Consider the following 10,904-nt stretch of genomic DNA (forward strand, 5'->3'; position numbering starts at 1 on the left):
CTCCCACACATCCCAAAAGCGATCGCATCCCCAACATCCCCAAAAAGCGATCGCACTTCCTCCAAACCCCAAAACAGCGATCGCACTCCCACACCCCAAAAAGCGATCGCATCCCCCACATCCCCAAACAGCGATCGCATCCCCACATTCCCAAAAGCGTCGCACTCCCAAATCCCCAAAAGCGATCGCATCCCCACATCCCATAACAGCGATCGCACCCCTATACTCATAATAGCGATCGCACCCCCAACATCCTGAAAAAGCGATCGCACTCTCCCCACATCTCCTATAGTATAATTAAAAATTACATAGTTCGTTAAGTATTACTGATTATGGATAACTTAAATACTTTACTAAACAACATAGAAACAGAAATCAACAAAATATCAGCAGATATTGGAGTTGATTTTGGTAATCAATCGCTTATGAGAAAACAATTAAAGTCAATTAATGACTATCAATCTCAACTCGAGGAATGTCAAATCAAAATAAATGGAATAATTAGAGCTACTGAAGCAGAAAAAAATAATTTTTCCATAATAGCTGGTATTGCTGGAGGTTTATTAGCTATATTCGGAGGACCTGTCGCTGGATTAGGATTAGATTTAGCTGGAGAAGCCGCAAGTAGTTATAATCACAAGGAAGATAAAATAAAAAGCATCCGCCAAAAATGCGTTTTTTACAGAAAAATATTGAGTCTATTCTATTCTATATCGAAAATATCAAGTATGTAGCTCACCAATCATTTATAGATCCTAGATTAATGAAGTTTTTATATAGAAAAAAACTTATTAATAATATGATTACAGCATTTTTAGTTGTTATCAATTGCTTATTATTAATCACTTTCTTCATAATATTAATTGTTTCTTTTGTATTATTTGTTAGAGCAGAGTTTATGAGTTCTTTTCTGGTCTTATTATCTGGATTTTGTATGTTGTTAATAACAGGATTATTTTATAATTTTATCGAACATACAAATAAAAAATGGCAGCTACTAATTAAAAAAATTGGTGATAATATTCGATTAGGTAATCAAATATATTAATAGATTACAAATCTAAATGTTACTAATTTTTAAACCAATGTCATAACTTGTTCATATTCTTCCTTATGGCTTTGTAAAGCATCCCAAACATCAACTTTTTGCTGAAGATTCAACCAAAGTTTATGTCCATTACCTAAAGCTTTACCAAGACGAATTGCAATATCTACAGTAATGGATTTTTCACCATTAATAATTTCCTGAATTGTTTGATTAGATACTCCTAAAATATCTGCAAAATTACTAGGATTAATATCTAAATCATCTAAAATATCTGCAATTACTTCACCTGGATGTATTGGTCTTACTAATCTATCTTGAGTAATATCTTGCAAATTATTCATAATCACTAATCCTTAATAAATTTTACTACCGTTAGTTAGCAATCTCTACCCAGTTAATATTATATTAACACAGGAGTTAATGATAATCTTCAAGATTGACATCATAAGCATCACCATCTTCAAATTTAAAAGTTATCCGCCAGTTTCCTGATATCTTAATTGACCAAGTTCCTTTTCTGTCACCTTTTAATTCATGTAAATCATAACCTGGTAATCTTATATCCTCTACGATTAAAGCTGAGTCTATAACTTCTAATCTAATTCTAATTTTCTTTTCTAAATTTGCAGGAACTCCTTTATTAACATTTTCTCTGAATAAATTTTCTAATGCTTTATTTTTAAATGTTTGAATCATCTATCTTTTATTTGTTAATTTTATTTCATTATTAAAGAGGCAGGTATAAAACCTGCCCATGTCAACCTATTCTATCCCCTCAATCCGATTTTCCACCTCCTGATACAACTCACGTAACCGGTCTAAATTCTCCTCGCTAGTCTCCCAATAACCGCGTCCATTCATTTCCAACAAAGTAGAAACAATCTTGCGGAAAGAATGAGGATTGAGATTCATCAAACGCTTTTGCATTTCCTCATCTTTGATGAAAGTCTCATTCGTGTCCTCATAAACCCAGTTATCCACAGCGCCAGCAGTCGCACTCCAACCAGTGGTATTTACCAACCGTTTAGAAAGTTCGCGCACACCTTCGTAACCGTGAGACAACATTCCCTCATACCATTTGGGATTTAACAACTTAGTCCGCGCATCTAAACGCACAGTTTCTGATAAACTTCTCACCTGTGCATTCGCAGTAGTTGTATCAGCAATGTAAGATGCAGGTTTCTTGCCATCTGCACGCAGACTTGCTACTAACTTAGTCGGATCAGAGTCAAAATAATGGGAAACATCTGTTAAACTGATTTCCGAAGAATCGAGATTCTGGAAAGTTGCATCAGCAGTTTTCAAAGTCGTTTCAAAAATCTCTCTTGACTCATCCATAACCCCAGGATTATCAGAATTGAAAGAGAAAGATTTGCGCTTCAAATACATTTCTTGCAACTCAGCTTCACTATCCCAAGTGCTATTCTCCACCGCAAGGTTAATATTAGAAGAATAAGAACCAGAAGCATTAGAGAAAACGCGAGTTGCAGCTTGACGCAGATTTATGCCCATTTCTTCCGCTTGTTTCAAAGCGTGCTTGCGGACAAAGTTCATTTCCAAAGGTTCATCAGCTTCCGCAGCCATTTTCACACCTTGGTCAAGTAAGTTCATTTGGTTAATGAACAAGTCGCGGAATACACCAGAACAGTTAATTACTACGTCAATTCTGGGTCGTCCTAATTCCTCCAAAGGTATCAATTCCAACTTGTTCACCCGTCCCAAAGCATCGGGAACTGGACGAACTCCCACCATCCACATAATTTGGGCGAGGGATTCACCGTATGTTTTGATGTTATCTGTACCCCAGAGAACACAGGCGATGGTTTCTGGCCAGTTTCCTTCATTTTCTGACTTGTTCCGTTCCAACAGCCGATCAACGACGATTTTCGCAGATTGGACTGCGGCAGATGTGGGGATAGATTGGGGATCTAATGCGTGTATATTTTTACCAGTGGGTAATACATCAGGATTACGGATGGGGTCGCCACCGGGTCCGGGTAGGATGTATTCACCGGCTAAACCTTGGAGAAGTCCACCGAGTTCGTTATCTGCACAAACTTGTTTTAAGCAGAATTCCAAATATTCAAACAGGGGTTTTAACGCAGAGGTGTCAACTTTGGTGTAACCTGATTGATGCAGAGATTCTACCCAAGGTTCTTTTTTACCCATGTTGAAGAAGTTCAACTTGGAAACGAGGGAAACTCTACCTTCTGCGTCAATTTGTTCTTGGACTAATGCTGTGACAGCCGCACGGGTTGCTAAGGTGATATCTTGTAAGAGTTGCACATCTGCCAAAATTCCGGCATCGTTGTTTCTGTAGATATCTTCAATGGTGCGTCCCAGACTTCTAGCAATAATTCCGGGTAAGCCTTGAATTTCTTCCTCTTGACGATCTAAACTAGCGATGTTGACTAAAGTTGCGATCGCTTCTTCGGCAGTAGGAGGTTTACCGATAACGTGCAGTCCACAAGGTAACAACCGCGATTCAATTTCCATCAACCGACGATAAACGTTCCCAACGATATTATCCCGTTCTTCTGGAGACATATCCTTGGAATCGGTATCTGGTAACTCAATATCTTTGTCTAAGTTGACAATGCGGCATTTATCCATGATGGAATTGACAATGGAAACACCGCGTCCCGTGTCTTTCAAAGTTTGGTAAGAAGCAATCAACTCGCTGAGTTCCTTCAAACCTTTGTATAAACCAGCATTTTCCGCAGGTGGTGTTAGGTAAGAAATTGTTTCCGCGTAACTGCGACGTTTGGCAATTGTGGCTTCACTGGGGTTATTGGCTGCGTAATAATACAGATTAGGAATTGAGCCAATTAGTTGATCTGGGTAACAATCACCAGACATTCCCATTTGCTTACCAGGCATGAATTCCAATGAGCCATGTGTCCCAAAGTGTAACACAGCATCAGCGCCCCAAATCCTTTCTAGATAGGTGTAGTAAGCTGCAAAACCGTGATGAGGACTAGCAGAACGGGAGAATAACAACCGCATGGGGTCGCCTTCATAACCAAATGTTGGCTGTACACCAATAAATACATTACCAAATTGTTTCCCGTAAATCAACAGATTTTGTCCGTCGCTGTTGAGGTTTCCGGGAGGTGGTCCCCAGTTTTCTTCTAAGCGTTGGGAGTAGGGTGTCAGTGACTCATATTCTGGCACAGACATTTTGTAAGCAATGTTGAGTTCTGGACTGTTGTATTGTGCTTGTGCGTCGTGGATGACTTGTTCTAGCAACTCTTGGGCGTTTGCGGGAATGTCCTGCACGTCGTAACCGTTGTTTCTCAGTCCTTGTAAAACCTCGAAAATAGAACCGAATACGTCTAAATATGCGGCTGTTCCCACGTTACCTTTATCGGGGGGGAAACTGAAAACGGTAATGGCAACTTTTTTGTCTAATTTGGGTTTGCGACGCAGATTTGCCCATTTTAATGCTCGTTGCGCTACGATTTCTACCCGGTCTTGGAGTGCGATCGCTCTCCCGGTTGTCCCATCTTTACCTGATAAGATAATTGGCTCAATTGCCCCGTCAAGTTCAGGGATAGCAATCTGTAAAGCCACTTGAATCGGATGTAACCCCAAATCGCTATCTAGCCACTCTTCGGTGGTTTGGAAGACCAAAGGCAATGCCACCATGTAGGGACGATTTAACCGTTTTAATGCTTCAATAGCTTTAGGATGATCTTGTCTCGCGGGTCCACCCACCAAAGCAAAACCAGTTAAAGATACAACTGCATCTACTAACTGCATTTTTGTAATTGGTTCATAGAAATAAGCCTCTATCGGTTTAGAGAAATCCAAACCACCAGCAAACACAGGCAGAACTTTTGCCCCTAAAGACTCTAATTCCTGGACAATCGCCACATAATGGGCATCATCGCCGGTAACTAGGTGAGTCCGTTGTAAAACCAAACCTACACATGGTGCAAGGGGATCTTTTAAATCTTTGGAAATATCCTTCCGTGCAGAATACCAATTTAAATATTCTCGTACATCCTCAAACATACTTGGCGCTAAAGGATGCCAAATTCCCATATCGGGATAAACAACTGGTGCTTCATACTTAGCAGCAGCAAAGCTTTCTTTTTCCGCGCCTTTTAATACGTATTTGTCAGCCAGCATCAGCAAGAAGTTTTCCAGGTTTTCGGCTGAACCACCTAGCCAATACTGAAAACTGAGCATGAAGTTTCTCGCGTCTTGTGCTTTTTCCATAGGGAGGAATTTCAGCACTTGGGGGAGTGTCCGCAACAACTTCAACATTCCGTCTTGGAAACCAGCGCCAGATTTTTCTTTGCGCTTTTTCATGAAGTTAGCGATCACGCTCTTGGATTGTCCTAACTGCGCCAAAGAGAAGCTACCCATTTTATTGAGGCGCATAACTTCGGGCATGGAGGGGAAGACAACCGACACATCTAGATTATCACGATGGGGTTCAACTGCGGCAACTACTTTTTGTGCTAAGTCTTCAATAAAAATTAGAGAAGCAACGAATATATTCGCACTGGCTATATCGCGCTGGAATTCTGCATAATTTTCAGATCCGCGCAATTCTTCAATCATGTATCCACTAATTTCTATCGCTACGCTGGGATGATTAGCGTTAATTTCCCGTACCGCTTGCGATAACGAACTCTGGTATTGAGATTCAAGTACAACATAAACGACTTTGATTAACTTACGTCCCCGTAAATCGTCAGGTGCAATATGTCTAATAGTGGACTTGACTTGGGTAAACATTCAAATAAGCTCCTTTCAAGCGTGTTCTCTCGAAGTTCCTCACGGTAAATATGGCCGTTTGCAACTTCAATTATTTTCGGCAATAAGAGTTTTTTATCAGAAAACTCCCATTCTGTGGGGATTTTGTCCTATATCTGACACAAAATGATATATAAAACAACATATTTATTTACAAAGCTTAATAAAGAATGCAGATTCTCTCACCTGAGTTTTAAATTTTGTTTACAATAGTTATGGTGTTATGTAACAAAACGTTAGTGCTGATAAGTATTGTGATATTTTGCTTTTGAGTTGGGCGATCGCTCCCAACTCAGCCGTTATACCTAACCGATGCGCCCGTTAAAGCTATTTGAGGATGTAGACCGATGCAATTTCTCCATCAGGTGTTCAAATCTGTTTTATACTTTACTTGCATTTGCGTGATAGTATCAGCATTTGCCGCAGCACCCGCATTGGCTGATAACTGTGGTACGAGTGATCGAGTTGCTTTACCAAAATGCGTCTCAGCTAGTCAGGGTATTAATGGTAGGGTTACCTACTGGGATGTCCGTAACCGTTGTTCTCATCCAGTTACCTTGAAGTTTGATGCCAGAAGTGCCCCAGACAAGAGAGAGACCATTGATGCTGGTGGAGGACTTATGCGCTTTGAGGTTCCCTACTATAGTGGTCCCAGTATTGACTTTGAGGGGGTGAAGGTTTCTTGTTGCCCTCAATATAACAGTTGTAGTAATGAATGATGCGTGATTAGGCTGCGACATTGATTGCGTAAAGGTACAGCTATTTTGAGATGCCCTAACTTCTCAGCCGACTCGGAATAGAAGAAGTTGGGGATCTTCAACCCAGTTTGTAACTTTCTTCCTCTGTGTCTGGAGTGGTTCGTTATTTCTTCAAGTAGGAAAATTACAGATAAATCAATAATCAAGAATTGGTTTGTGGTCAGTTAGAATTTTTTTGTCTGAATCAGGATAACCAGGATTAAAGGATTTTCAGGATGTTATTTAATAATTGTTGGTTAAAAATTGGGGATGATTTTATTTACCATCATTCATACAAATACAATATTAACCACCAACAAATAACCGATAAATTACATCCTGTACATCCTCAAATCCTGGACATCCTGATTCAGACAAAAAATCCGCGTTTATCCGCGTTTATCTGCGTTCACCTGTGAATCAAGAAAAATAGGCGATCGTTTAAAATTGGGGTAGTTATGAGCGATAGCGTAAGCGCTGTTTCTTGGATGCCCGGAGGGCTTTTGTCAGTTCGCTGTTTGGGTATGTTGGGAGTGCGATAGCGAAGCGCTGCTGCAAGCAGTTCGTTTAAAATTGGGGTTGTGTGCGATAGCGTATCCCTGTCGGGACTCGTAGATATAGCGCCCCGTAGGAATCAAAAAATTAAACTTCCTCATCTAAAAATGGCAAGAGATCCTCTAAATCTCTTGCCCCATGCAAAACCCGTAGAACCTCTACTTGTTCTTCTTGAACTTTATAAAAAATCAAATAGTCCTTAAAATTTTTAATCCGCCACTGACGAATTGTTCCCATATCAGATAAATTCGATACAACTTTACCCATATTGGGAGTTATTGCCAATTGAGCAAAAGCCGACTCAACAAACTCCAAAAACTTTTCCCCTGATTCCCGATTACCATTCACCAAAATATAATTTGCTTGTTGTCTGATATCTTGAGTAGCACGATTGCGAACAATTACCTGAAAAGCCATACTTACTAATGCACCTTACCAAAGATTGATCGGCGCAAATCTTGCCAATATTCAGGAGTTACAGGTTCTGCTTCTGATTCCAAACCTTCTTGTAACAAACTAGCTAATTTTGCTTGAGCATCCTTACGCCGTTGATCTTGCTGCAATAACATCAAAAAATAGTCCGCCACAGTAGCATAATTGCCAGATTGAAGCTGAACCTCAAGATAAGACTCAAGTTCTTTTGGTATCGGAAAACTCACATTCATAAGTTTCTAATATGAATAAAATCTTATTAGTATCTTATCATTTTTTATTCTGGTTATGAATTTAGGCGAAATTAGGGTGGTTGTGTGCGATAGCGAAGCGCTGACCGAAGGTATCGCTGTTTGGGGATAAGTTGGGAGAGCGATAGCGAAGCGCTGCTGCAAGCAGTTCGTTTAAAATTGGGGTTGTGTGCGATAGCGAAGCGCTGACCGAAGGTATCGCTGTTTGAGGATGTTGGGGTTTGGGGTGCGATCGTTTAAAATTAGGGGGTTGTGTGCGATAGCCTGAGTAATCTATAGCTTGTGGCATAATCATAATGTAAATTTTATGAATACTAGCAAACTAAACTTGCCATGAACGTAGAAACGTTTGAAGCGTCCGTCCAGTATAATGACATGGTTGGCTCTGTATCAGTTGATAATGCCGATCAATCTTCAATATCTTGCTGGCTTGATAAAAAAAATCTGAAAGAATCAAATGAGCGATTGTTTGGGATAAAAGTGTTGTCCATCGAGGATAATGTTAGCGTAGTTTTCTTGCTAATTACAGGCGAAAATATGGATACGCTAAGAGAAAAGATTGATGGTGGACAAGTACCACTACAGGTAAGACGCATTAAAGAAAAAATGCCATTGCCTGAATTTTTCAGCTTATTCAAGGACTTTAGTCTCACACTCTCGCGGAATCAGAACAAGCATACAACTAAAGGAAGTGAATTCAAAGGAATACTAGAGGGGGTGAAGTATCAGTATGAAGATTGACCCGTTGTTTTCATGTTAGCTTCTTACAAAATAATCAATAATTGCGTCGTGGGAAATTGGGGATTATTTTTGTCAGAATCAGGATAACCAGGATTAAAGGATTTACAGGATGTCATTTAATGATTATTGGTGGAAAGTTGTGGATTATTTGTTTACCATCCTTCAGACAAATACAACATTAACCATCAACAAATAACCGATAAATTACATCCTGTACATCCTCAAATCCTGGACATCCTGATTCAGACAAAAAATCCGTGTTAATCCGCGTTTATCTGTGTTCACCTCTGAATCAAGAAAAATAGGCGATCGCTGTTTAGGATGTTGGGGTGCGATCGCCCCTGCGTTTAAATAAAATAGAATCAGATAACCACAAAACTGTACTATGACTTCACGACTCGAAGATGCGATCGCTGCTATCCAACAGCTATCATCTACAGAACGTCAACAACTGTTGCAAATTTTTACCCAAAACAATTTATCCTCACACTCTCAAACCGATCTTAAAAATCTCAGGCATCAGTTTTCGCAAGATACCACCCTCAAAGAACTACTCGCCACACAGACCCCTATCACCGTACATAACCTCAAACATCTCGCTGCTGACTTTTGGCCTGAAGAAGACTCCATCGAAGATTTTCTCATTTTCCTACGACAACAACGCCAAGAAGTGATCTAACCAAACGCCATGAGTTTTTATCTCATTGATACGGATATCGCTTCTTTCATCTTCAAAGGTAGTGATTATGCCGACCCTTACTTACCATATTTAACTGGTCAACAATTAGCAATGTCATTCATGACCGTAGCTGAACTGTTTCAGTGGGCAATTTTGCGTAAATGGGGAGATAGCCGTTTCACACAACTAGAACAATACCTATCTAACTACTTAATTATTCCAGTTGATCAATCACTTTGTCGGGAATGGGCGTATATTCGTGCCAAGCGACAAAGCGCAGGACGACCAATATCTCCACAAGATGCTTGGATTGCTGCAACGGCTTTACGCTATGACTTACCGCTAGTTACTCACAACATCAAAGACTTCTTGGATATTCCCAATCTACGGCTTATTACCCCTTCACCCCCATTATGAAGGTCATAAGAGCGATAGCGAAGCGCTGACCGAAGGTATCACTGTTTAGGAATAAGTTGGGAGAGCGATAGCGTATCCCTGTCGGGACTCGTAGAGAAGCGCTCCGCAGGAATCGCAGTATGAATGAAATCAATCACCTAGAGTGCGCTACCATTTATTTAGTTATTTTTAGGATCAGAATTGATTGTGGCTACATCGCTCAACATAAACGAAGCCTTACTAAAAGAAGCGTTGGCACTTGACAATCAGGTAAACATTGATTCTTTAGTAGAAACAGCACTGCGCGAATATATTCAACGTCGTAAGCGGCTCAAAGTATTAGACCTCTTTGGCACTATCGAGTATGACGAAGGCTATAACTATAAGCAGCAACGTCATCAAGCATGAGCATTATTGTTGATACTTCCGTTTGGTCACTGGCTCTACGTCGGAAAACACCACCTGATTCTTCCCCAGCAGTCACAATATTGCAGAATTTAATCACTGATGACCAAGTTGCCTTACTAGGCGCAATTCGTCAAGAAATTCTTTCTGGAATCCGCAATTTTGAACAGTTTACCCGTCTGCGAGATTACCTCCGAGCTTTCCCTGATTTAGAACTCATGGCTGAAGACTACGAACTTGCTGCCGAGTTTTTTAATACCTTTTTCCTTGCAGGAAGAACGGATAATAAAACAATTACCTCTACCTCTTGTCCTGCTACCACAGGTAAATTTTGAAAAGAGATTTCACCGTTTTTCTCTATGGTTTTTTGTAACCTAATTGCTTGCATAATTGTGTCATCCTTACAATATTAATATAATGCTGGTGTTTAATTAAGCACATCTCTAATTATAGAATATCACAAAAAGAGATCGCCATTTAGGAATAAGTTGAGAGAGCGATAGCGCTGCTGCAAGCAGTTCGTTTAAAATTAGGGTTGTGTGCGATCGCATTCTGCTGGAAGTCTGCCATCTGGAGCATATGTGCCTCCATCTCTGCTTAATGACATTGAGTGCTTCAAAGCGTAGATCCTGCTCGAACGACTATCAGTTTTGGACCAAACTTGATAACACGTTGGTTGCGAATTGTAGTTACAAACTATGTTCAACATTGTCGTGAACAAAATGTTATACCTGCCAACAATCTTGATGCTGGACTATCAACTGAAAATAACCTTAAACAACGTTGGAATAAACTCTAAGTGAGATAATCTTGTAGGCTAGATTTCACACATACTTCACTAGACATCTCCGAAAAACAATTAAATTATGCTATAAGAATATAAAATAATATTT

14 protein-coding genes are annotated in these 10,904 nt (G+C 40.0%); 7 read left to right on the forward strand and 7 right to left on the reverse strand.

Annotation, left to right across the window (positions count from 1 at the left end; genetic code table 11):
* The coding region (locus VB713_RS27225) for a hypothetical protein (protein ID WP_323314610.1) at positions 1-272 on the reverse strand (272 nt) is incomplete at its 3' end.
* Between the two features lie 60 nt (positions 273-332).
* Between VB713_RS27225 and VB713_RS27230 the strand changes: the two genes are divergently transcribed.
* Complete coding sequence (locus tag VB713_RS27230; RefSeq protein ID WP_323314611.1) at positions 333-734, forward strand: hypothetical protein; 402 nt, start codon at positions 333-335, stop codon at positions 732-734.
* 343 nt (positions 735-1,077) lie between these two features.
* Here VB713_RS27230 and VB713_RS27235 read toward each other — a convergent pair whose 3' ends face one another.
* The 3 genes from VB713_RS27235 to VB713_RS27245 form a co-directional block, all read right to left on the reverse strand.
* Positions 1,078-1,389 (reverse strand): HigA family addiction module antitoxin, encoded by a 312-nt coding sequence (locus VB713_RS27235; protein ID WP_323314612.1) that lies wholly within the window; start codon positions 1,387-1,389, stop codon positions 1,078-1,080.
* A gap of 76 nt (positions 1,390-1,465) precedes the next feature.
* A complete protein-coding gene (locus VB713_RS27240; protein WP_323314613.1) occupies positions 1,466-1,744 on the reverse strand; it encodes a type II toxin-antitoxin system RelE/ParE family toxin in 279 nt (92 codons plus the stop codon).
* Positions 1,745-1,810: 66 nt separating this feature from the next.
* Positions 1,811-5,797, reverse strand: coding sequence for a magnesium chelatase subunit H (locus VB713_RS27245; protein WP_323314614.1), 3,987 nt, complete (start codon positions 5,795-5,797; stop codon positions 1,811-1,813).
* A 419-nt stretch (positions 5,798-6,216) separates the two neighbouring features.
* On the opposite strand from VB713_RS27245, the gene VB713_RS27250 reads away from it, so the two are divergent.
* On the forward strand, positions 6,217-6,534 hold the full coding sequence (locus tag VB713_RS27250) for a hypothetical protein (protein ID WP_323314615.1): 318 nt from the start codon (positions 6,217-6,219) through the stop codon (positions 6,532-6,534).
* Between the two features lie 660 nt (positions 6,535-7,194).
* On the opposite strand, the gene VB713_RS27255 is transcribed toward VB713_RS27250, so the two are convergent.
* The 3 genes from VB713_RS27255 to VB713_RS27265 all read right to left on the reverse strand — a co-directional run bounded on the left by VB713_RS27255 (position 7,195) and on the right by VB713_RS27265 (position 8,085).
* Positions 7,195-7,524 carry a type II toxin-antitoxin system RelE/ParE family toxin gene (locus tag VB713_RS27255; RefSeq protein WP_323314616.1) on the reverse strand — a complete coding sequence of 110 codons (330 nt, stop codon included), beginning with the start codon at positions 7,522-7,524 and terminating at the stop codon, positions 7,195-7,197.
* A gap of 5 nt (positions 7,525-7,529) precedes the next feature.
* Positions 7,530-7,772 carry a type II toxin-antitoxin system ParD family antitoxin gene (locus VB713_RS27260; protein ID WP_323314617.1) on the reverse strand — a complete coding sequence of 81 codons (243 nt, stop codon included), beginning with the start codon at positions 7,770-7,772 and terminating at the stop codon, positions 7,530-7,532.
* Positions 7,773-7,833: 61 nt separating this feature from the next.
* A complete protein-coding gene (locus tag VB713_RS27265) occupies positions 7,834-8,085 on the reverse strand; it encodes a hypothetical protein (protein ID WP_323314618.1) in 252 nt (83 codons plus the stop codon).
* Positions 8,086-8,123: 38 nt separating this feature from the next.
* Here VB713_RS27265 and VB713_RS27270 point away from each other — a divergent pair, with 38 nt between their 5' ends.
* The 5 genes from VB713_RS27270 (at position 8,124) to VB713_RS27290 (ending at position 10,346) form a co-directional block, all read left to right on the forward strand.
* On the forward strand, positions 8,124-8,531 hold the full coding sequence (locus tag VB713_RS27270; protein ID WP_323314619.1) for a hypothetical protein: 408 nt from the start codon (positions 8,124-8,126) through the stop codon (positions 8,529-8,531).
* Between the two features lie 385 nt (positions 8,532-8,916).
* The gene (locus VB713_RS27275) at positions 8,917-9,210 is read left to right on the forward strand and encodes a hypothetical protein (RefSeq protein ID WP_323314620.1); all 294 of its coding nucleotides are present in this window, start codon (positions 8,917-8,919) and stop codon (positions 9,208-9,210) included.
* A gap of 9 nt (positions 9,211-9,219) precedes the next feature.
* A complete protein-coding gene (locus VB713_RS27280; protein ID WP_323314621.1) occupies positions 9,220-9,627 on the forward strand; it encodes a type II toxin-antitoxin system VapC family toxin in 408 nt (135 codons plus the stop codon).
* A 186-nt stretch (positions 9,628-9,813) separates the two neighbouring features.
* Complete coding sequence (locus tag VB713_RS27285; protein WP_323314622.1) at positions 9,814-10,014, forward strand: type II toxin-antitoxin system VapB family antitoxin; 201 nt, start codon at positions 9,814-9,816, stop codon at positions 10,012-10,014.
* Positions 10,011-10,346, forward strand: a complete 336-nt coding sequence (locus tag VB713_RS27290; protein WP_323314623.1) for a hypothetical protein — start codon at positions 10,011-10,013, stop codon at positions 10,344-10,346. The genes VB713_RS27285 and VB713_RS27290 overlap by 4 nt, the downstream gene beginning before the upstream one ends.
* The last annotated feature ends 558 nt before the right edge of the window (positions 10,347-10,904 follow it).

Source organism: Anabaena cylindrica UHCC 0172 (genome assembly GCF_034931625.1).
GTDB classification, from domain to species: domain Bacteria; phylum Cyanobacteriota; class Cyanobacteriia; order Cyanobacteriales; family Nostocaceae; genus Anabaena; species Anabaena cylindrica_A.